Origin of the sequence: Streptomyces sulfonofaciens, from assembly GCF_014656295.1 — a bacterium.
GTDB classification, from domain to species: domain Bacteria; phylum Actinomycetota; class Actinomycetes; order Streptomycetales; family Streptomycetaceae; genus Streptomyces; species Streptomyces sulfonofaciens.
The window spans coordinates 24,017-41,942 of record NZ_BNCD01000036.1; the positions used below are offsets into that span (position 1 = coordinate 24,017).

Annotated in this window: 15 protein-coding genes and 1 pseudogene; 5 read left to right on the forward strand and 11 right to left on the reverse strand. The window is 72.1% G+C overall.

Annotated elements, in window-relative coordinates:
* Nucleotides 1-3: 3 nt before the first annotated feature.
* From IE313_RS33045 to IE313_RS33060, 4 genes are read left to right on the forward strand one after another with little or no spacing between them, the layout of a single operon-like run.
* Nucleotides 4-1,974, forward strand: a complete 1,971-nt coding sequence (locus IE313_RS33045) for an HAD-IIIC family phosphatase (protein WP_189938818.1) — start codon at nucleotides 4-6, stop codon at nucleotides 1,972-1,974.
* Nucleotides 1,971-2,198: a phosphopantetheine-binding protein gene (locus IE313_RS33050; protein WP_189938820.1), complete on the forward strand. Its 228-nt coding sequence runs from the start codon at nucleotides 1,971-1,973 to the stop codon at nucleotides 2,196-2,198. The genes IE313_RS33045 and IE313_RS33050 overlap by 4 nt, the downstream gene beginning before the upstream one ends.
* The gene (locus tag IE313_RS33055; RefSeq protein WP_229925156.1) at nucleotides 2,195-3,064 is read left to right on the forward strand and encodes a 2-oxo acid dehydrogenase subunit E2; all 870 of its coding nucleotides are present in this window, start codon (nucleotides 2,195-2,197) and stop codon (nucleotides 3,062-3,064) included. Before IE313_RS33050 ends, IE313_RS33055 begins: the two co-directional genes overlap by 4 nt.
* Nucleotides 3,061-4,140, forward strand: coding sequence for an alpha/beta hydrolase (locus IE313_RS33060; RefSeq protein ID WP_189938823.1), 1,080 nt, complete (start codon nucleotides 3,061-3,063; stop codon nucleotides 4,138-4,140). The genes IE313_RS33055 and IE313_RS33060 overlap by 4 nt, the downstream gene beginning before the upstream one ends.
* Nucleotides 4,141-4,611: 471 nt before the next feature.
* Here IE313_RS33060 and IE313_RS33065 read toward each other — a convergent pair whose 3' ends face one another.
* The 9 genes and pseudogenes from IE313_RS33065 to IE313_RS33105 all read right to left on the reverse strand — a co-directional run bounded on the left by IE313_RS33065 (nucleotide 4,612) and on the right by IE313_RS33105 (nucleotide 13,861).
* Entirely contained in the window at nucleotides 4,612-6,042 is a 1,431-nt protein-coding gene (locus tag IE313_RS33065; protein WP_189938825.1) for an endo-1,4-beta-xylanase, read from the reverse strand.
* Between the two features lie 497 nt (nucleotides 6,043-6,539).
* Nucleotides 6,540-6,770: pseudogene (locus IE313_RS33070) on the reverse strand (transposase); the annotation flags it as partial.
* Between the two features lie 485 nt (nucleotides 6,771-7,255).
* A complete protein-coding gene (locus IE313_RS33075) occupies nucleotides 7,256-8,023 on the reverse strand; it encodes an AfsR/SARP family transcriptional regulator (protein ID WP_189938827.1) in 768 nt (255 codons plus the stop codon).
* The gene (locus IE313_RS33080) at nucleotides 8,020-8,829 is read right to left on the reverse strand and encodes a thioesterase II family protein (RefSeq protein ID WP_308439247.1); all 810 of its coding nucleotides are present in this window, start codon (nucleotides 8,827-8,829) and stop codon (nucleotides 8,020-8,022) included. The genes IE313_RS33075 and IE313_RS33080 overlap by 4 nt, the downstream gene beginning before the upstream one ends.
* 458 nt (nucleotides 8,830-9,287) lie before the next feature.
* Nucleotides 9,288-9,893, reverse strand: coding sequence for a response regulator transcription factor (locus IE313_RS33085; RefSeq protein WP_189938828.1), 606 nt, complete (start codon nucleotides 9,891-9,893; stop codon nucleotides 9,288-9,290).
* Between the two features lie 111 nt (nucleotides 9,894-10,004).
* On the reverse strand, nucleotides 10,005-10,703 hold the full coding sequence (locus tag IE313_RS33090; protein ID WP_189938829.1) for a VC0807 family protein: 699 nt from the start codon (nucleotides 10,701-10,703) through the stop codon (nucleotides 10,005-10,007).
* A gap of 47 nt (nucleotides 10,704-10,750) precedes the next feature.
* Nucleotides 10,751-10,912, reverse strand: a complete 162-nt coding sequence (locus IE313_RS33095; RefSeq protein ID WP_189938830.1) for a hypothetical protein — start codon at nucleotides 10,910-10,912, stop codon at nucleotides 10,751-10,753.
* 361 nt (nucleotides 10,913-11,273) lie between these two features.
* Entirely contained in the window at nucleotides 11,274-12,599 is a 1,326-nt protein-coding gene (rfbH, locus tag IE313_RS33100; protein ID WP_189938831.1) for a lipopolysaccharide biosynthesis protein RfbH, read from the reverse strand.
* Nucleotides 12,600-12,730: 131 nt separating this feature from the next.
* Nucleotides 12,731-13,861, reverse strand: coding sequence for an NAD-dependent epimerase/dehydratase family protein (locus tag IE313_RS33105; RefSeq protein ID WP_189938833.1), 1,131 nt, complete (start codon nucleotides 13,859-13,861; stop codon nucleotides 12,731-12,733).
* A gap of 337 nt (nucleotides 13,862-14,198) precedes the next feature.
* Here IE313_RS33105 and IE313_RS33110 point away from each other — a divergent pair, with 337 nt between their 5' ends.
* Nucleotides 14,199-15,446 carry a sensor histidine kinase gene (locus IE313_RS33110; RefSeq protein WP_189938835.1) on the forward strand — a complete coding sequence of 416 codons (1,248 nt, stop codon included), beginning with the start codon at nucleotides 14,199-14,201 and terminating at the stop codon, nucleotides 15,444-15,446.
* Between the two features lie 151 nt (nucleotides 15,447-15,597).
* On the opposite strand, the gene IE313_RS33115 is transcribed toward IE313_RS33110, so the two are convergent.
* Complete coding sequence (locus IE313_RS33115; RefSeq protein WP_189938836.1) at nucleotides 15,598-16,779, reverse strand: cytochrome P450; 1,182 nt, start codon at nucleotides 16,777-16,779, stop codon at nucleotides 15,598-15,600.
* Nucleotides 16,780-16,794: 15 nt separating this feature from the next.
* On the reverse strand, nucleotides 16,795-17,926 hold a 1,132-nt coding region (locus IE313_RS33120; RefSeq protein WP_189938837.1), incomplete at its 5' end, for a beta-ketoacyl reductase.

Genomic DNA, 17,926 nt, shown 5'->3' on the forward strand with positions numbered 1-17,926 from the left:
GAGATGCCGACGACCCCCGACACCGCGGACGGCACCGCAGCGACCGTCCCGGTGGCCACCGCCCCGGCGGCCACCGCCCCGGCGGCCACCGCCCCCGCGGAGCCCCGCTCCGTGGCCGACCTGCACCGCGCCGGACAGCTCCTCGCGCAGTACCCGAAGGTGCGCGCCCTGCTCGCCCCGCTCGGCGGGCCCGAGCTGCTCACCGCCGGCCAACTGCTGAGCAGGCTGGACCCCGACGAGGTCCGCGCGGCCCACCCGGCCGTGCCGCAGGTCACCGTGGCGGTCACCGGGCACGGCACGCTCTCGCAGCTCACCGCGCCGCTCACCGCCGAACTCGCCCGGCACGGACTGCTGGCCCGCATCGCCGTGTCCGACTTCGACTCCTACGTCTTCGACCTCTCGGACGCGCGGAGCGATCTGTACGGGGCGGAGCCCGACCTCGTCCTGTGCGTGCTGGACCCGATGGCGGTCTTCGACGAGGTGCCGGTGCCCTGGCGGCCGGAGGACGTCGAACGGGTCGCCGCCGAGAAGTACGCGATCGTGGCGGGCCTCGTCGCCCGCTTCGAGGCCGCCAGCCGCGGCACGCTGGTACTCAACACCCTGCCGCTGCCGCACCGCTTCACCGCCCAGCTCGTCGACCACCGCTCCCGGGCCCGGCTCGGGGCCCTCTGGCGGGAGTTCAACGCCCGTCTGCTGCGGCTCGCCGACGCGCACCCCGGCCTCGTCACGATCGACCTCGACCCGCTCCTCGCCGAGGGCATCGAGGCCGTCGACACGCGGCTGAGCCTGTACGCCAAGGCGCACCTGGCGCCCGGCCTGCTGGCCCGCTACGCCCGTGAGGTCGGCCACCTGGCCAGGCACCTCACCGGGCGCACCAGGAAGACCCTCGCCGTCGACCTGGACGGGACGCTGTGGGGCGGCGTGCTCGGCGACGACGGGGCGGAGGGCATCGAGGTCGCCGACGGCTACCGCGGCGCCGCCTTCACCGCCTTCCAGCAGGTGGTCAAGCAGCTCGGCTCACAGGGCGTGCTGCTCGCCGCGGTGAGCAAGAACGACATCGAACCGGTCGGCGAGGTCTTCCGCGACCACCCGGGCATGACCCTGCGCGAGGACGACCTCGTGCGGATCACCGCCAACTGGCGTCCCAAGCACGACAACCTCGCCGAGCTGGCCGAAGCGCTCAACCTGGGCATCGACAGCTTCGTCTTCGTCGACGACAGCCCCTACGAGTGCGGCCTCGTCAGGCACGCGCTGCCGGACGTGGCGGTGGTGCAGGTCGGCCAGGAGCCCGCACGGCACATCGACGCGCTCCTCGCCGACGGCTGGTTCGACACCCGGGAGCTGACGGCCGAGGACCGCAGCCGGGTGGCGAAGTACCGCGACGAGCTGGTCCGCAAGGACTTCCTGGACAGCTTCGACTCGCTCGACGACTACCTGCGCCAACTCGACGTACGGGTGGCGCTCGCGGCGGTGGCCGAGGCCGACGTGGCCCGCGTCGCCCAGCTCACCCAGCGCACCAACCAGTTCAACCTCACCACCCGGCGCCTGACACCGGCGGACGTGCGCGCCCTCGCGGCAGACCGCGGCGGGCTCGCCCTGGCCATCCGCTCCTCGGACCGCTTCGGCGACAACGGCCTGGTCGGCGCGGTGCTGGGGCACCGCGCGGGGAAGGCGCTGCACATCGACAACTTCCTGCTGAGCTGCCGGGTCTTCTCACGCGGCATCGAGCAGGCGTGCCTGGCGGCCGTGCTGCGGCACGCCCGGGACACGGGCGCCACCGAGGTCCTCGGCAGCTACCGGCCCACGCCGAAGAACCACAAGGTCAAGGACTTCTACCCGCGCGGCGGCTTCGCCCAGGCCCCGGACGCCCGCGCCGAGGACGGTACGGCCGTCTTCCGGCACGACCTGGCCGGCATCGCCGCACCGCCGGACCACATCCACCTGACCGCGAGCTTCGGGGAGAGCACCTCGTGATCACCACTGACGACTTCGTCGCGCTGCTGCGCGAGGACATGGGACTGCCGGTCACGGCCGAGGACACCGGCCTCAGCCTCGACCAGGTGCCGGGCTGGGACTCGGTGCACCTGCTGTCCCTGCTGACGCTCCTGGAGCGCCGCACCGGGCGCAGCCTGCCGCTCGCGGACGTCCTGGAGGCCGGCAGCCTGAAGGACATCCACGCCCTGGCGGTGGCCGAGTGAGCGCCGCCCCCGCCCAGCGGCCGATCGCCCGCGAGCGCCGCCACACCCTGCACTTCCTGGACGGCATCCGCTCCTTCGCACCGGTCTTCCTGGACACGGACGTCGACATGACACGGGTGCGGGAGCACAGGGCGGCCGCCCGCGACGACGGCCCGCGCTACTCCACGCTGACGTACGTCCTGCACACCGCGGCCCGTGTGCTGGCTGCGCATCCGCGGGCGAACTCCGCGATCCGCGGCCGCGTCAGGGCCAGGGTGGCGGCCTATCCGCACGCCAACGGCAAGATCACCCTGGACAGGACGGTCAACGGCGAGCGCATCGTGCTCTCCACCGTGCTCAGGGAGCTGGAACAGGCATCGCTGGACGACATCCAGGCCCGCATCGACGGCCTGCGCACCGGCGACCCCGCCGTCATGCCGGAGTTCGCCGGGGCCCGGCTGCTGCAGAAGCTCCCGTGGCTGCTGGGCTCGCTGGCGTACCGCCAGGCGTCCCGCTCGCTCACCCGGCGCGCCGACACCATGGGCACCTTCGCGGTGACCTCGCTGGGCCACCGCCCGGTCGACGGCTTCCACTCGGTCGGCGGCGCCACCGTCACCCTGGGCCTCGGCAGGACCGCGGACCGGCCCGTGGCGCGGGACGGCGAGGTGGTGGTGGCACCGGTGATGCGGCTCAACCTCACCTTCGACCACCGGGTCATCGACGGCGCGGAGGCCGCGGACGTACTCGCCGGGATCAGGGACGGCCTGGAGGGGTTCCGGGCGGCCGTGGAGCCGGCGGGAGCCACAGCGGTCACGGGGGCCGCGGGGGCCGGGTCCGCCGGCTCGGCGTCGCAGGCGGCCGCCGAGCCGGAGGGGGCCGCCCGGTGAACGACCTCGCCGAGCTGAAGGAGTACGTCCGGGTGCACGCCCGGGGCCAGCGCATCACCGGGTACCAGGACGTGCTGGACCGCGTCCGCACCGACGAGTCCGACGCGCCCGGGTCCTGGGTGGCCGAGTGGTGCCGGGCCGCCGAGGAGCAGGAGCGGCGCGGCCGGCACCTGGAGGCGGCCCGCCGCTACGCCCTGGCCCGCTTCCCGTACCCGGACGGGCGGGCCCGTGCGGAGGCCGGCGCCCGCGGTGTCGCCGCCCTCGACCGCTGGCGCTCCGGCCGCGGCATCGAGCCGCTGGAGCTGGAGCTGGGGGGCGGCCGGGTGCGGTGCTGGACCAGCGGTCTGTCCGGCACCGACCGGAAGCCGCTGCTGATCGTGATGGGCGGCATCGTCACCGTCAAGGAGCAGTGGGCGCCGATCCTCACCAACGTACGGCGGCTCGGTATGGCCGGCGTCGTCACCGAGATGCCCGGGGTCGGCGAGAACACCCTGCGCTACGGGGCCGACAGCCACCGGATGCTCGCCGACCTGCTGGACGCGCTCGCGGACCGTGCGGACGTCACGCGCACCCACACCATCGCGCTGAGCTTCAGCGGCCACATGGCGCTGCGCTGCGCGCTGGACGACCCGCGCATCCGGGACGTCATCACGGTCGGCGCGCCCGTCGGCCCGTTCTTCACCGACACCGGCTGGGCCGCGGGTCTGCCTCGGATCACCGTCGACACGCTCGCGCACCTCACCGCAATCCCGGCCGCCGAGCTGACCGGCGGCGCGCTCGCGGACCGGGCGCTGACGGGTGAGCAACTGGCCGCACTGGACATCCCGGTGCACTACGTGGCCAGCGGGCGCGACGAGATCATCCCCGCCGCGGACATCAGCCTGCTCAAGGAGCACGTCCGCCGTCTCGACCTGGTCGAGTACGACGACGTGCACGGCTCGCCCGACCACACCCGGGAAACCCAGTTGTGGACGGTGGCCTCGCTGATGAGGGACCGCGACCTGCGCAACCTCCAGAGCGCGGTGATCAACCTGCTGCTCAGGCTGCAACGCCGCAGAGGCCGCCCGTCCGCCTGAGGGCCGGCAGGACGACGGGCTCACCGCTCCGGCCGGGGAGCTGGGCCCGGGCCGGGGCCGATACGGCCCGGGCCCCGGCCGGAGCGGTCGGGGGCCGGACGGGACGCGGCGCGTGGGCAGTGCGGCAGGCAGCGTTCGCCCCGCCGCGACACCCGGCACGCTCCCCCGCACTCCTCGGACCGTGGGCTCCACTCGCCGCACCGGCCGAAAGCCCACGTACACCCGGTACGGGGACTTCCGGCCGGCACGCCGAGAGCCTTGCCGCTGTTGCGATTGACCAGGAGGAACCAGGCATTGGTGTCCGACGTCGCCGCCTCGGCGGGTGCCGGATGCACCGCGGCGAGCATGCCGACCGCCAGGGCCGCCACCACGGCGGCGACCCTGGACGATCAACGTTGTCTTCGAGGAGGGGCGGGAGGAGCCTCACCGTGAGCCCTCATCGATGCCCCCCTTCGTTTGCGGCAGGTCCGATCAGGTGAGGGTCCAGCGTTGGTTGCTGCCGTTCGAGCAGGAGTAGAGCTGGATCAGGGTGCCATTGGCGGTGCCGTTTCCGACGGCGTCGAGGCAGAGGCCGGACTGGACGCCGACGATGGATCCGTCGGAGTTGAGGCGCCATTTCTGGTTGTCGCCGCCCCAGCAGCCGTAGATCTGGACTTTGGTGCCGTTGCCCGTTCCGGCGGCGTCCAGGCACTTGTTGCCGTAGACCCTGAGTTCGCCGTCGGAGGTCTGCTCCCACTGCTGGTTGGTGCCGCCGTTGCAGTCCCACAGTTGGACCTGGGTGCCGTCGGTGGTACTGGAGTTCGGCACGTCCAGGCAGCGGCCTGAACCGGCGCCCCTGATCCCTCCGGAATCCCCGGGGGGCGTGGTGGTGGAGCCGCCGTTGAGCGCGTCGAGGACGGCGGTGTAGGCAGGCTTCTTGCTGCCGTCGTTGTTGAACAGCAGCGGCGTGTCCTGTGACCGCCAGGAGTCGCTGTCGCGCACACCCCAGACGGTGATGCCCAGGCAGCGCGAGACGGCCAGGCAGTCGTTGGTCACGTTGGCGTAGGTGGTGGGCGAGGCACCCTGGATGTCGAGTTCGGTGATGGCCACGTCGACGCCGAGGTCGGCGAAGCTCTGCAGGGTGGTGCGGAAGTTGCTGTTGTAGGGGCTGCCGCTGTTGAAGTGCGACTGGAAGCCGACGCAGTCGATGGGTACGCCGCGCTGCTTGAAGTCCTTGACCATGGCGTACACGCCCTGGGTCTTGGCCCAGGTCCAGTTCTCGATGTTGTAGTCGTTGTAGCAGAGCTTGGCGTTCGGGTCGGCGGAGCGCGCGGTGCGGAAGGCGACCTCGATCCAGTCATTGCCGGTGCGCTGCAGGTTGGAGTCGCGCCGGCCTCCCGAACTGCCGTCGGCGAAGGCCTCGTTCACGACGTCCCACTGGGCGATCTTGCCCTTGTAGTGGGACATGACGCCGTTGATGTGGTCGATCATCGCCTGGCGCAGCGTGCTGCCGCTGAGGCTCTGCATCCAGCCGGGCTGCTGGGAGTGCCAGGCCAGTGTGTGGCCGCGCACCTGCTTTCCGTTCTGCACCGCCCAGTTGTAGACGCGGTCACCGGCGGAGAAGTTGAACTGACCCCGGTTGGGCTCGGTGGCGTCGATCTTCATCTCGTTCTCGGCCGTCACCATGTTGAACTCGCGGGCCGCGATTGACGTGTACGCCGAGTCGCTCAGCCTGCCCGAGGCGATGGCGGTGCCGAAGTAACGGCCGCTCTGCGCCGCTGCGGCGCCGAGCGTGCTCTCGGCGGCCTGTGCTCTCGGCGGCGTGACCAGTGCGGCGACCGCACCGAGGGCGACGAACGACGTCAGCAGCAGGCCGCGGGCCTTCCGCCGGGTCGTGGGTCTGAGAAGGGCATACGAGCCCATGACTTGCCTCCAAGGTAGGAATCACGAAAGGACCGAAGCGCAAGGGATTGCATCGTCCGCTCCCACTCGGCAGACGGACGGGGTGGGCCGAAGCCCGGGCAGCACGGAATCAGCGGACACCGCGGCCATGGGACCGGGACGGTCTCAACCGGCACGAGCCGCACCCGGTCGGCCGTCGGGCGGCGTACGGCGGCGGCCGTGTTTCGACACAGACATGGGGGTACTCCATCGCGGCTCAGCCGGGGGACCGCCACGCGGCATCGCGTACCTCTCCCCTTGTGCGAAGAGCCAGGATGCGCTGGTGCGAACCTCACCGGAACGAAACGGAGTGGCGCAGGTGCTGTGGTGCGTGGATCTGCCGTGCAGTACCGATTGCCCCGGGCCGATGTCGTTCGAATCCTCGAACTATGGTCGGCTTCTCAGACAGAGATGATTGAGGTGCCGAAGAGGGATCGTCAATACTCTCGTCGAAAGAATTTCTACATCCCGTTCGAAACTTTTCGCAATCCCGGCCGGAAGGCTGGGGTGTCTCCGTAGCCTCCCCCGGCGACGGCCAGGGGGACATCGACACCCCGGGACCGACTCTTCTGGATCATGTTCAGGGCCGGTTGCCACTTTCCGACATGGCCCACGCCCGGCGGGATGCCGCACCGTTCCCGGCGGGCCACCTTGACGGAATCAGCCTGCGACGCGGAGGGGTCCCAGCTCTTGGGCAGGAACATACGCCAGTGAGTCCCTCGTCCGGCCTGCGGTCACCCGCGAACGCGATCGGACCGAGTCCCGGAACCGCTCGTGCCCGATCGGTGCGGCAACCAGCCCTCCATCGGGCCACCGACTCCGCAGAGAAGCGGGGCTGTTCGACGTCAGCCCACCGAAATCCGTGCTCTCCCGGATCCGGGACGTGGCGTCGAAAGTTGATGAAGGCGCTTTCCTCGTGAGCGAGCCCGTTGTTCACAGCGCCGGCCTGGAAGGCAGGCAAGGGGATCCTGCCGACTCACTGGACACGGCCCAGCGCTGCCCGTCCATCAGCAGACGGCGCGGATACCCCCCACCCCACCGACACTGATCCGCCCACCCGAACGACTCGAACACGTCCGCCGCGAAGTCCTCCAGGCGGCACCGGACCTCGTCCAACTCCTCAGGTGGCACACCCGGCTAACGACACTCCCCTCAACCGGACACGCCACCGACAACAAGACCTGACCTAGCACTACTAGGACGCGCGCAACTCCAGTTGGTCGTCGTCGACGAGGATGGCCTGGTGCAGGTCGCGCAGTGCACGGCAGGGTTCGAGGCCCAGCTCGTCGTTGAGGATGCTGCGCGCGCACTGGTACACCTTCAGCGCGTCGGCCTGCCGCTCCGAGCGGTACAGGGCCAGCATCAGTTGCCGGTAGAACGACTCGCGCAGCGGGTTCTCCGCCGTCAGCGGGTAGAGGCGGCCGACGAGTTCACGGTGCCGACCGAGCTGGAGGTGGGCGTCGCCCAGCATCTCCTGGCACTCCATGCGCGACTCCATCATCCAGGTGACGAAGCCGTCGATGATCGGGCCGTTCCGCAGGTCGCCCAGGACCGGGCCGTACCAGAGGCCGAGCGCCCGCTCCAGGCAGCGGGAGGCGGCCTCGTAGTGGCGCTCCTTCATATGGGTGCGGCCCTGGTTCATGAGCTGCAGGAACTCGTGGAAGTCGATCTCGTCGCGCCCCTTGCGCAGCAGGTAGCCGGGCGGCTGGGTGACGACCGGGTTCCGGTCCTGGCCGGGCCGGGCCAGGAACTTGCGCACCTGTGAGATGTACACGTGCAGTCCCGCGCTCGCCCGGCGCGGCGGGCAGTCCGCCCATATCTCGGTCATGAGCTGGTCGGGCGCCACCACCTGGTCGGAACGGATCAGCAGCACGGCGAGGACCGTCTCGATCTTCCGCGCGGAGATCGAGGTGCACTCGTCGCCGTCCCGTACCCGCAGGGGCCCCAGAATCTCGTATCTCACGCTGCGCTTCCCTTGAGTGAAGAGGTACGGGGCTCCCCCGTCAGGGCCCCTGAAATCAGCTCGGCCACCTCGGCGCGGTGCGCGTCGAGGAAGAAGTGGCCTCCCGGGAAGACCCGCAGGTCGAATTCCCCCGTGGTGTGCTCGGCCCAGGCCGATGCCTCGTCGGTCGTGGTCTGCGGGTCGCGGTCGCCGACGAGTGCGGTGATCGGGCAGTCCAGCGCGGGACCCGCCGTCCAGGCGTAGGTCTCGATCGCGCGGTAGTCGTTGCGCGTCACCGGCAGGATGGCCGCGAGCAGTTCGGGATCGCCGAGGAAGCGCGGATCGGTGGCGCCGACCGTGCGCAGTTCCCTGACGACACCGGCGTCGTCGCGCTTGTGGACGGCGTCGGCGAGATCCCGGCGGCGCGAGGGCGCACGGCGCCCCGACGCGAACAGGTGCGCCGGCACGGTGCCGTCCCGCTGCTTCAGCCGCTGCGCCACCTCGAACGCCACGACCGCCCCCATGCTGTGCCCGAGGAACGCGAACGGGCGCCCGTCCCCGTCGGCGAGCGTCCCCCGCAGCGCCTCGTGGACCCGGTCGGCAAGCTCGGCGATGTCGTCGACGAGCGGTTCGAGCCGCCGGTCCTGCCTGCCCGGGTACTGCACCGCGGACAGTTCAACCCCCGGTGCCAGCTCCTTCGAGTACGGGAAGTAGTAGCTCGCCGATCCCCCCGCGTGCGGAAAGCAGAAGAGCCTTACATCGCTCTCCTGGCGGATATGAAAACAGCGTATCCACCGGTCTTCCTCCCTGTTCCGTGCCGACATCATCGCCGTCCCTTCGTTCTGGAACCGCAATCCCCTCCGCGTCATGCGGCAACCCCCCGAGTGCCGTCGGCCGGCGGCGAACGCCGTCGTGAACCGGGCGGCATGCGGATCGTAAAAAGCCGCGATGGTGTGGGGAAACCCCTGGAGGCCCCCTAACTCCCGGCCCCTCAACCCCTATGGAGCAGGGGCTTCGCGTGCGTCCGCGGCTCGGTGCCGCTGCTGGGGGCCGCTCCGGGACCGCTCACGCTGCCGGTAGGGGTGGTCCGCGCGGGCCGGCTCGGCAGGGTACGGGGGTGGGGAAAACCGAAGGCGGGGGCGGCGTTGGGGCGCCGCCCCCGCATGCAGGGGGATGGGAGTGCGCCCCCTACCGGGGGAGGAGAAGGTAGGGGGCGGTCCGGGGCGGTGGCGGGGCCGACCGCGGTGGGCGGGCGCCGGCTCAAGGACCGGCCCCCTGACGGGAGTTACAGCCAGCCGCGCCGTTCCGCGATCTGGACTGCTTCGATGCGGTTGCGGGCCCCCGTCTTGCGGATGGCGGCGGAGAGGTAGTTCCGCACGGTGCCTTCGGTCAGGTGCAGCCGGGCGGCGATGTCGGCGACGGTGGAGCAGTGCGAGGCGGCGATCAGGGCGTCGTGCTCGCGGGGCGAGAGCGGGCTGGGGCCCGCGCTCAGGGCGGCGGCGGCCAGAGCCGGGTCGACGACCCGCTCGCCGGCCAGGACCTTGCGGATGGCGGCCGCCAGTTCCTGCGCCGGGGAGTCCTTGACCAGGAAGGCCGAGGCCCCTGCCTCCATCGCGCGGCGCAGGTACTGCGGCCGGCCGAAGGTGGTCAGGATGACAACCCGGCACTCGGGGAGCACCTCGGCCAGCTCTGCGGCGGTGGCGATGCCGTCCTTGCCGGGCATCTCGATGTCGAGCAGGGCGACGTCCGGACGGTTCTTCACCGCGACGGCCAGGGCCTCTTCGCCGTTGGCGGCCTCCCCCACGATCTCGATGTCCTCCTGAAGGCCGAGCAGTGTGGCGAGGGCGCCGCGCAGCATGGCCTGGTCCTCGGCGAGCAGTACGCGAATCATGTCGGCGAGTCCAGACGGTCGTGGGGGGCGGCGCGGGTCCCGGCCACCGCTTCCGGGACCGGGGGCGGGTGCGCACGGTCGCGGGGGGCGCGGGCCGGGCGGGCGGGGCGGTCAGCCGCCGTGTGTCGCGGCTCCTGCCCCACCGGCTTCCCGGGGCTCGGAGGCCGCGGGGGACTTCTGCTTGCCGTGCACGTACCAGTAGACCACGCCGCCGCCCAGCAGGATGACGGCCCAGCCGACGGTGCGCGACCAGATCAGGAAGTCTCCGGTGGACATGGTGAGGGCGAAGACCACGTGCACCGCGGCGTGCGCCAGGCAGGTGATGCCGATCAGGGTGGTGATGATCAGCGAGGTGCGCACCGCCTCCGGCGGGATCTGCTGCTGTTGCTGCTTGCCTCCGGCGTTGACCAGCATCAGGTGCAGCGGCTTCTTGAAGGCCACCGAGACGAGGCAGGCCAGGCCGAGTACACCGGTGATCATGGCTTCGTTGAACTTGATGGGCAGGGAGTCGCCTCCCATGAAGAGCGAGAGCAGCACCGCCGCGCCGAAGCCGACCACGGCCAGTACGCCGACGGGGTCCATACGGCGCTTGGCGATGGCCACCCACAGGGTCCGCAGGACCGGGATCGCCAGCACGATGCCCAGGGCGAGGGTGTCGCCGGACACCTGCGGGCGGACCACGAAGTAGCCGCCGATGGGGACGATCAGGTTGATGAGGCAACTGATGAGCAGCTTCTTCAGGCTGGGCCGCTCGGGGCCGCCGGTCTGCTGCCCGGGGGTGCCCGGCGGTTGGGGGCGCTCGGGTGTCATGCGGTCGTACTCCTTCGTCCGACGAGCGAATTCGACATCCCCGCCCATCAGCCCGACTTCCGGGACAGCATCAGCATCCGGGCGCCGCACACGACGATGAGGAGTCCGCCGACGGCCTCCATGGGGAAGCTGCTGCGCACGATCCCCAGGACGAGGAGGAGGACACCGGCGATCAGACCAATGAGGAACCTGGTGGTGACGTTGTTCATCTCTTCCCTCTGCTTTTCTGCCTTGTCCGTCCTTGCCGGCCTGGGGCTCCTGGGTATTCTCAGCACGGCGGTGACGGCCGGGACACCGATCCAGGCGCGGTGTTTCTGATCTCCACTATCCAGCCGTGCGCGACGGAGCGTTAGTGCGGCGAGTCATAGGTCGGCTATGACATTTGTCAGAGGGCGCCCGCGGGGGCGCGCGGCCGGCGGCGAGCGCCTGTGCAGAGCGTGTCCCAGCAGGTCGGCGGCGTGCGGAAGGCCGGGAACGGACAGGCGGATGACCACCTTAGCGCCGTCCCCGGCCCGTGTCGGAACCCACCCGCACGGCCCACCCGCACGACCCCGCCGTGCCGGTGGGCCCTCAGCCCGCGGCCCCCTTGACGAATTCACGAATGGAAGACACGACGTAATCGGTCATCTCGTCGGTTATTCCGGGATACACGCCGACCCAGAAGGTGCGCTCGGTGACGATGTCACTGTTCTTGAGGTCGCCGGCCACGCGGTACTCGCGGTCCGCATAGGCGGGGTGCCGGGTGAGGTTCCCGGCGAACAGCAGCCGGGTGCCGATCCTTCGCAGTTCGAGGAAGTTGACGAGGTCGCGACGGCTGAACGGAGCGTCCTGCCCGACGGTGATCGGGAAGCCGAACCAGCTCGGGTCGGAGCCGGGCGCCGGCTCCGGCAGCATCAGGCCCTCGGTGCCCGCCAGGCCGTCCCGCAGCCGCCGCCAGTTGTGCCTGCGCGTGGCGGTGAACTCGGGCAGCCGCTTCAACTGGCTCAGGCCCAGGGCGGCCTGGCTGTCCGTCGCCTTCAGGTTGTAGCCGACGTGCGAGAAGATGTACTTGTGGTCGTAGCCTTGGGGCAGCGTGCCCATGCTCTGCTGGAAGCGCAGGTGGCACCGGTCGTCCTCGCCCGGCTCGCACCAGCAGTCGCGGCCCCAGTCGCGCAGTGACTCGACGATCCTCGCGAGCACCACGTTGTCCGTCATCACACAGCCGCCCTCGCCCATCGTGATGTGGTGCGCCGGGTAGAAGCTGACGGTGGCCAGGTCGCCGAAGGTGCCGGTGTTCCTGCCCTGGTACGTGGTGCCGACCGCGTCGCAGTTGTCCTCGACGAGGAACAGCTCGTGCTCGTCGCAGAGCTGTCTGACCTCGGCGATCGGATAGGGGTTGCCGAGGGCGTGCGCGATCATGACGGCCCTGGTCTTCGGGCCGATGGCCGCCTCGATCCGGTCGAGGGTGGTGTTGTGGGTGGTCAGGTCGATGTCGACGAAGACCGGCACCAGGCCGTTCTGCAGGATCGGGTTGACGGTGGTGGGGAAGCCGGCGGCGACCGTGATGACCTCGTCGCCGGGCCGCAGCCGCCGGTCCTCCAGGAGCGGCGAGGTCAGCGCGGTCAGCGCGAGCAGGTTCGCCGACGAGCCGGAGTTCGTCAGGTGCACCTTGCGGACGCCGACGGCCTTCCCGAACGCGGACTCGAACCTCCTGGCGAAGGTGCCCGCCGCGATCCGCAGGTCGAGGGCGGCCTCGACGAGCGCCACCCGGTCGTCCTCGTTCAGCACCGCCCCGGAGACGAGGATCGGCGTGCTGCCGGGGATGAAGGGCTTCTGCTCGAACTGCTGGTGGTAGGTGCGGACGCTGTCGAGAATGGTGTCCTTGTCGGCTCCACTCACGATTTCGACTGTTCGCATGATCTCGTCCTGTTCGGCGTTGTGACGGCGTTGTGACCAGGGCTGGCTGGGAGCGGGCGGTGCGGCGGGTGCGAGGGTGCGGCGGTCCGGGTCGGCCGTGGCGGTGCCACGGGCCGCGGCCCCCCGCGGGGTCATCGCGGTGACCGCGGGGGGCGGGTGCTGTGCGGTTCGGCGGGCGCGGGCGGGGTCCGGTGCCCCGGTGCCGGCTCGGGTGCGGGCCCCTGCACCGGCCCCGGCGAGTGCGCGGACGCGGGGGCGGGCCGCGGGACCTGTGCGGGTTTGGGGGCCGACGCGGGGGCGGGTGCGGAGGCGGGTGCGGGCACGGAGGCGGTGCGCTCCTCCCAGAGGGCACGCAGCGATTCGGGCAGGCTCACCCGCGGGCGCCAGCCGAGCCGCTGCCCGGCCGCCACGATGTCCACCTGGAGCCAGTCGGTGCCGGAGTGGCGGCTGCGGGCCGCCCCGCGCCGGTCCGTCTCCTCGACGACCACGGGCAGACCGCTGACGGCGATGAGCATCTCGACCAGCCGGCGCACCCCGACCGCCCGGCCGCGCCCGATGTTGACGACCTCACCGGTCACCGGACGGTCCGCGGCGGCCACCACCGCCGCGGCCGCGTCGCGCACGTCGAGGAAGTCCACCTCGCCGACGAGGGCGCCGAACGTCAGCGTTCCGGAGCCCCCGGCGGCACGCATCAGCGCCAGCCGGTCCGCCACGCCGCCCACCAGGCTGTCGCGCGGCGCACCTGGCCCGATGACGGTGGCCAGCCGGAGCACCACTCCGTCGATCCGGCCCTCCGCGGTCGCCGCCAGCACGGCCCTGCTGCCGATGAGCTTCGTCCAGCCGTACACACCGCGCGGGTACTGCGGCGTGCTGGCGTCGATGACGCCGCCGACGGGGGTGGGCGCGTACTCGTAGACGGTGCCGAGGTGGACGAGGCGCGGGCGGTGCGCCAGCGCGGCGACGATGCCGACGATCTGGCCGGCCATCGTGGCGTTCACGTCGAGCATCACGCGCTCGCTGGCCGTCCAGACCGCGCCCATGGCGTTGACGAGCACCCCGGGGCGCTCCGCCGCCAGCAGCTCGGCCAGCCGCTCCGTCTGCGTACCGAGGTCCATCGGGACCCAGTGGACGTGCGGCTGCTCGGGCACCGGACTGCGGGAGACGGCCACCACCCGCCGGCCCGACGCGGCGAACGCGGCGCAGACGTACCGTCCGATGAAGCCCGAGCCGCCCAGCACGACCACCGGGCCGGGGTCACTCATCAGCACGTCCTCTCCCCCGTCCCGCCGGGGCGCCGACCGCACGTCGGCGCGGCGTCGGCACAGACGCCGGGAAGCTCATGGTGGCGCGTTGCCTCCTGACATCGGGCGCCTCGACCGGGCGCCCGGCGGCAGGACCGGGTCGCCCCGTGGTCGCCGCCCGTGGCCCACGATCGGCCGTGCACGAGTCCACCAGGGCGCACTAAAGTTTGGACAACGCACCATCAAAGCTGGTCATGGCGGCAGCAGGGCCGCCCGGCGGCCCCGTGCGGGCCGCCGCCCGCGGCCGCCGGGACGGCGTGGGACGCGCCCGGCGGGCCTCGGGGACTACGGTGAGGCCGTGACTGACGCCCCCGCACCCGCGCCGGCCCACGAGGGCACCGCCCGTGACGCGGCGGCCCGGGAGGGCGGCGCGGTGCCGCGTTCCCGGCGCTGGCTGCCCTGGGTGGCCCTGCTCTGGCTGCTGCTGCCCGCGACGGACATCATCGGCTCCGACACCGGCGTGCCGCGGGTGCTGTCGCTGGCCGCCCTCGCCGCGTTCGGCACCGCGTTCCTGTGGGTCGCGACCACCATGAGCAGTGCGGACAGCGCCGCGCCCACCAGGACCACCTGGCTGTGCACGGTGGTGATCACGGTCCTGACGGTGCTGATGCCGCTGCTGCGCCGCGACGTCGAGTGGACCTGCCTCCAGGTCTACTGCGCCGTCACCCTGGCGTTCGTCCTGCCGTTGCAGCACGTCGCACGGGGCATCGCCGCGAGCGTGGTGCTGGCCGCGGTGCAGAGCATGGCGCGCGGCAACGTCACCCAGGAGACGCTGGGCACCGCGCTGACCGTCTTCGGGCTCAGCATGACGATGCTGGGGCTGCGCAGGAGCCGGGTGCTGGTGCGCAGGCTGCACGACGCGCAGGGCGAGGTGGCACGGCTCGCGGCGGTGGAGGAGCGCCTGCGCATCGCCCGCGACCTGCACGACCTGGTGGGCCACAGCCTGTCCCTGATCGTCGTCAAGAGCGAGCTGGCCGGGCGGCTGGCCGAGGCCGACCTGCCCGCCGCCGCCCGGGAGATCGCCGATGTGGAGTCGGTCGCCCGGCAGTCCCTGGTGGAGGTCAGGGACGCGGTCACCGGTTACCGCCAGCGCAGTCTCGTCGAGGAGTTGGACGACGCGCGCTCCGCGCTGGCCGCGGCCGAGGTGGCCGCGGTGCTGCGGCCGCCCGGTGCCCCGCTGCCCGGTGAGATCGACCAGCTCTTCGGCTGGGCGGTGCGCGAGGGGGTCACCAACGTGATACGGCATGCGTCGGCGAGCCGGTGCGAGATCACCGTGCGGGGCGACGCGCGCTCGGCGCGCCTGGACGTCGTCGACGACGGCCGTGGCCCCGGCCCCCTGGAGCGGGACGGTGACGGCAACGGTCTCGCGGGGCTCGCCGAGCGGGTGGCGGCGGCGCACGGCACCGTCACGACCGGTCCCGCCGCGCGCGGCGGACGGGGCTTCAGGCTCACCGTGCGGGTGCCGGTCCCCGCGGCCGCCGGTGACGCGGCCGCCGGTGGGCCGCCGTCCGCGGAGGCGGGCTCGCGGGCGGGCGCGGGGACCTGACGGCGCGGTGGCCGCGGGGACCCTGGCGCCCCCGGCGGCCGTCGCGGCCGTGGGGCGCACGGCCGGGCGGCGGTCAGCGGCACCGCACCCCGGTCACCGGCTCACAGGCCCCGCAGGTCACCAGGTCTCACCAGGTCAGCAGGTCACCAGGTCACCAGGTCACCGGCAGCCTGTGGACGCCGTAGACGTGCATGGCGTCGCGGGTTCTGATCTCCTCGCGGGGCGCCGCGAGGCGCAGGGCCGGGAACCTGCGCAGCAGGGCCGGCAGTCCGATGCGCAGCTCGGTGCGGGCGAGGTTCTGGCCGATGCACTGGTGCAGGCCGTGGCCGAAGGCCAGGCTGGTGCTGTCGGGGCCCTCCACCTCGAACGTGTCCGGGTCGGCGAAGCGCTCCGGGTCGCGGTTGGCGGCGGTAAGGGAGATGGTGACCGACTCGCCCGCGGCGATCCTCGCCCCGCCCACCTCGGTGTCCTTGAGCGCGACCCGCACGATGAACGGCGCGACGGACAGGTACCGCAGGAACTCGTTGGCCGTCGCGTCGGTGACCGGGCCGTCCACGACGGCCTTGCGCAGCGGCTCGCGCTCCAGCACCAGGTAGGCGCTGAGGCCGAACAGTTGGGCCGTGGTCTCGTGCCCGGCGATGAGCATCAGCATCATCATCCCGGCGAGTTCCGCGTCGGTCAGCTCGCCGTCCTCGACGAGCGCGCTGAGCAGGTCGTCGCCGGGGGCGGTGCGCTTGCTGCGCACCAGCGCGAGCATCAACTCGCTGGTCGCCCTGCTCGCGGCCGCCGCCCGCTCCCTGGGGGCGTCGGGGTCCAGGACGTCGACGCGCAGCTTCTTGAGCTCCTCCGCGACGTCCGGGGCCGCGCCCAGCAGTTCGGAGATGACCCGCACCGGGACCGGCACGGCGAACTCCTGCATGAGGTCGACCGGTCCCCCCTTCGCCTCCATGGCGTCCAGGCACTCGTCGACCACCCGCTCGATCCGCGGCTCCAGGTCCCGCACCCGGCGCACCGTGAACGCCTTGCTCAGCGGCCTGCGGTAGCGGGTGTGGTCCGGCGGGTCCATGCCGATGAACATGCCGGGCACGGCCTTGCCAGGCGGCAGCGGCATCGGCACCGGGAAGCTCCGCAGGTCGTGCCGGGAGCTGAAGGCGGGGCTGCCGAAGACCTCCCGGCCCAGTGCGTACCCGGTGACGAGCCAGCCGATCGTGCCGTCCGGATAGGTCATCCGGGTGACGGGCGACTCCTCTCGGATGCCGGTGAGTTCGGCGGGCGGGTGGAAGGGGCACTGCCGGGTCACCGGGTACCCGTCGATGGCCTGCTCGGTTGACATGGTCGACTCCTCAGTTCAGGAAATGCCAAGCTCTTTGTCGATGAAGTCGAAGACCTCGTCGTCGGTCGCCGACTCGATGTCCTTCGCCACCGCCGGCCCCCCCGCGCCGTCCGCCGCCGCTTCCTGGTTCTCGCCCAGCCTGAGCAGGAAGTTCTGCATCCGGGTCACGATCCTGGTGCGCATGTCGGGCGTGACCGCCCCGAGGACGGACTCCAGGCCGTCCATCGCCATGAACACCGGATCGGGCCCCGCCGCCTGCCGGGGGTCGAGTCTGGTCTGGAGGAACTCGGCGAGCGCGGCGGGCGCCGGGTAGTTGAAGACGAGGGTCGACGGCAGGCGCAGGCCGGTGGCGGCGGTGAGCCTGTTGCGCAGCTCGATCGAGGTGAGCGAGTCGAATCCCATGTCGAGGAAGCCCCGGTCGGCGTCGATGCGCTCCGGGGAGCGGTGCCCGAGGACGTCCGCGACCTGGCCGCGGACGAACTCCAGCAGCAGCTTGTGCTGTTCGTGCTCGGGCCGGCCTGCCAGCCTGCGGCGCAGCTCTGCCAGGTCCGCGGGGCCGCCCGCGGGGGGCCGTCCGGCCGGGGTGCGCACCAGGCCGCTCAGGAACGCGGACAGGGTGCCCGCCGCGGCCTGTGCCTGGAGCTGGGGCATGGCGAGCCGGGCCGCGAGCACCGCGGCGCGGCCGGCCCCCAGGGCGGCGTCGAAGGCTGCCAGGCCCTCGGCCGGGGCGAGCGGCGCGAGCCCGGCACGGGCCAGCCTGGCCCGGTCGGTGTCCTCCAGGGTGCCCGCCATGCCGTCCGCGCCCGCCCACAGGCCCCAGGCCACGGAGACCCCCGGCAGCCCCTCGGCCCGCCGCAGGTGGGCGAGTGCGTCCAGGTAGGCGTTGGCGGCCGCGTACCCGGCCTGGCCCGCGGTGCCGAAGGTGGCCGCGGCGGACGAGAAGAGCACGAAGGCCGTGAGCGGCAGCCCGAGTTCTGCGGTGGTCCTGTGCAGGTTCCAGGCGGCGTCGGACTTGGCGCGCGCCACGGCGTCGATGCGGTCCGCGGTGAGCGTCAGCACGGTGCCGTCGCCGAGTACGCCCGCGGTGTGGATGACTGCGGTGAGGGGGTGCTCGGCGGGGATGTCGTCGAGGAGTCGGCGCAGGGCC